Below are 2,847 nucleotides of genomic sequence, written 5' to 3' on the forward strand. Positions count from 1 at the left end.
ATTTATTATAAAATACAAAGTGTTTTAGTATAAAAGCAACTGTTTTTAATTCTCTTTTTGATTAAATTAATTTTATTTTTACATTCAAATTAATAATTAGATGAAAAAATCATACAATCACTTTATTGGGATTTTATTAGCAAAACAAATATGGTTTTTAGCCCTTGGAGTAGTCATTTGTTTTGTCTTAGTGTATACAAAGAATATTAATGATACAGCAGAAAACTTTTTACTTTTAATTGCTCCATTTTTTATCATAGGTGTTATTTGCTTTTTGCTTAAGTATGGTAATTCAATTTCTTTTGAGGGAGAGTATCTAATAATCAAAAATATCAAGGGTGATAAATACCTTTATTCTAAGAAGCATGTGTCCAATGTAGAAGTTATTCAACATAATTCGTCAGGGGTATTAATTGGATTTACTCTTGTCTTAACCATGAGAGGACAAACAAAGAAAGTTTGGAAGTTATCCGGTTATCCTGAAGACACTGTACAAGAGATTATCAGTATTTTATCTGTAAATTAATTAAGTGATTGAAATTTATACATTGACTTTGACTTAGTATAAAATAGAAATAAGAACGCTATTAGTTTTGTCATATCAAATTAATAGCGTTTTTTTATAGCTAAAATTTAATCTTTCACTTTTTAAAATCTTTGAATATGCAAATCAATATTGACTTTGACAACTTAGAGCGTCCTATATTATTACAATTTTTTGCTAATTGGTGTGCTCCTTGTAAAACCCTGTCAAAATATATTAATCACATAGAAGAAGACATTAAAGCTTATGTCGATTTTATAAAAGTAGATATTGATATAGATAAGGTACTAAAACAAGAGTTCTTTGTTCGCTCTGTACCAACACTTATTTTGGTTAATACACAAGGAGATATCTATTGGCGCCAAACAGGTGTAGTTTCGCCTCAAGAAATTATTAAACACGTCAGTCAGGTAGAAAGGTAAGTACAAGATACAGGTTAGTAGATAGCTTCTAAATTTATGCTTCTAATGAATAGTTAGACTTAAAACATTGCAGTGTTAATGAGTTTTCCTATTTTAAGTAAAGTTAAAATCTTAAGTCTGTTTTCAAGTAAGAACAGCATTTTTATTATGAAATATTCAATACATATTTTTGTACTCAGCAGTTTAGCTTTTCTTCTTTTTTCTTGCACAAAAAGCTATGAGTTAGAATCTAAGGATGCAGGAGAGCATGGTTACGAGGTTTGGCAAGGAAACTTTATAGTTCAAGATGGTGTACATATTCCTTTGTTATTTGGCGTTGAAGCAAAAGAAGGTACAAGGCAAGTACGCCTATTTAGTGGACCTGAATTAGCGCATTGGAGTTATTGGATTGATAGAGGAGATTCTATTAGTTTTCAATCTGGTCTACACAGCGAGTTTAAAGGTATTAGACAGGGTGATAAAATATCTGGAATCTATATAGATGGTGTTAGAACTAAGCAAGAACGTGCAAAGTTTGAAGTTCAAAAGGTAGAAAAACAAGAAACACCATTTCCTATCATAACTAATCCAAGTTCTATCTCGCCTATAGGTACTTGGGAACTCGATTTTGGACAGCTAAAAGATTTGAGTGATTCAAAAGAATTATTGAGATATAATATAGATAGAGTACAAACTTTTGATTTGTATAGAAACGGGAATGTTGTAATTGGAAAAGCATATGGAGCTGGCGGCATTCAAGGATTTGATGGAGTGATGACTTCCGATGGTTTTATATGCTCATCATTTCACCATTCTGAACCTTTTTTAATTGAGGCTACTTTTATAGACGAAAACACTTTTGATGTTGAAATTACATCAACTACAGATACATATAAAGCTATAGGAAAACGCAAATCACAAACTATTGAGGATATAGAGCATACAGAGTCTGTACTAAGAGGTATTTACTTAACCTTGAAAGGACTCTTTAGATGGTAATTAAAAGAACAAATACTTTTATTGCTGTGGAGTCATTGAAATGATCAGACTCCAAATCATCTCTAATTAAGCGATAAACGCGTAGAACTCTTTTTCTATTCCATATAAGTCCTTCTCTGCATATCTTATTGTAGTACTCATCAAAGCCGCGAGTAGGGTATTGTTCTGCTAATTCACTTAGTTTATAAATAACCTGTGTATCATCTTTTTTACTTTGATAATACCACATTAATCGGCATAGTCCAACTAATAAACAAATACGAACAATAAATAACTTGTATTGCTCTAACAGATACTTAATTCTTTCTATTTTATCAGGTGGGCTTAAAACTTTTTTGACAGAATATCTTTGAGCATTTTATTGTCTAAACTAACATGGGCATACATCTGTTTAAGCTTGCGATTTTCTTCTGAAAGTTCTTTTAAACGTTTCAACTCTTGTTTTTCCATTTCCCCATACTTCTTTCTCCAATAGTAGAATGAACTCTGATCAATACCTAATTCTCGAGAGATTTCACTTACTGCTCTTTACTGTTCATTTTCTTTGAGTGCATTATGATTTCACTTATGGGTTATAAAGTATAAGTACCCTGTATTGATACAGATAAAGAAATAATTACCGCTTTTAAAAGTAATTCTGTTTGCGCATTTTCTATTGTACTCTGAAAAATTATAGCCTACATAAAAATGTAAGTCACCGAATAAAATTGAAAGGGAAACCTCAAGATTATTCCTATGACAACAAGTTGATTCTACCAAAATAAGCACTTGTAGAATATTTGCTTTTTACTTGTTTGAATTGAGAATAAGTTGACAAAAATAAATAAAGTAGATAAAGCCAACTTGACATCGCTTGATGATAGAATGTGTAAAATAGACATTCACTTCAGAATAAATAAACTC

The 2,847-nt window shown here is 30.5% G+C and carries 5 protein-coding genes; 3 read left to right on the plus strand and 2 right to left on the minus strand.

Features of this window, described 5'->3' with window-relative positions; all coding sequences use genetic code 11:
- Positions 1-100: 100 nt before the first annotated feature.
- From GOQ24_RS14540 to GOQ24_RS14550, 3 genes are all read left to right on the plus strand, one after another.
- Complete coding sequence (locus tag GOQ24_RS14540) at positions 101-526, plus strand: hypothetical protein (RefSeq protein WP_160340019.1); 426 nt, start codon at positions 101-103, stop codon at positions 524-526.
- 137 nt (positions 527-663) lie between these two features.
- The gene (locus tag GOQ24_RS14545) at positions 664-966 is read left to right on the plus strand and encodes a thioredoxin family protein (protein WP_160340020.1); all 303 of its coding nucleotides are present in this window, start codon (positions 664-666) and stop codon (positions 964-966) included.
- Between the two features lie 147 nt (positions 967-1,113).
- On the plus strand, positions 1,114-1,944 hold the full coding sequence (locus GOQ24_RS14550; RefSeq protein ID WP_160340021.1) for a hypothetical protein: 831 nt from the start codon (positions 1,114-1,116) through the stop codon (positions 1,942-1,944).
- Here the strand turns inward: GOQ24_RS14550 and GOQ24_RS14555 are convergent.
- Both GOQ24_RS14555 and GOQ24_RS14560 read right to left on the minus strand, forming a co-directional pair.
- Positions 1,934-2,173 (minus strand): hypothetical protein, encoded by a 240-nt coding sequence (locus GOQ24_RS14555; protein WP_160340022.1) that lies wholly within the window; start codon positions 2,171-2,173, stop codon positions 1,934-1,936. The two genes, GOQ24_RS14550 and GOQ24_RS14555, sit on opposite strands and share 11 nt — an antisense overlap.
- A 95-nt stretch (positions 2,174-2,268) precedes the next feature.
- Positions 2,269-2,457 carry a transposase gene (locus GOQ24_RS14560; protein ID WP_317165492.1) on the minus strand — a complete coding sequence of 63 codons (189 nt, stop codon included), beginning with the start codon at positions 2,455-2,457 and terminating at the stop codon, positions 2,269-2,271.
- Positions 2,458-2,847: the final 390 nt, after the last annotated feature.

The organism is Myroides sp. LoEW2-1, from assembly GCF_009767705.1.
GTDB lineage: Bacteria > Bacteroidota > Bacteroidia > Flavobacteriales > Flavobacteriaceae > Flavobacterium > Flavobacterium album_A.